Raw genomic sequence first — 275 nt, 5'->3', positions numbered from 1 at the left:
ACGTCGCATCGGGCTTCAACATCGCCGCGTTCAACCTCGGCGTCGCGGGCGGCTCGTCGCTCGGCGGCCTGATCGTCGCGAACGTCGGCCTCGGCCATACGCCGTGGATCGCCGCCGTCGTCACGCTCGGCGCCTTCGCACTGACCGCGTTGAGCGGCCGCCTCGACCGCGGCCAGGGCCTGCCCGAGCGCACGGCCGAACCCGTCGAACTCGCCCATTGAACGTCACTTTCCCGCAGGAGCGCATCGGCATGAACGCATCGACCCAACGTCCGC

At 70.5% G+C, this 275-nt stretch carries 1 pseudogene; it reads left to right on the top strand.

The features are described 5' to 3' along the window. Positions 1-221, top strand: a pseudogene (locus tag ACPYOI_RS36225) (MFS transporter); the annotation flags it as partial. Between the last annotated feature and the right edge of the window lie 54 nt (positions 222-275).

The sequence above is a fragment of the Rhizobium sp. SVR5-2C genome (assembly GCF_056755115.1).
Note: the sequence above shows the minus strand (reverse complement) of the source record. Positions and strands in the feature narration are given on the sequence as shown.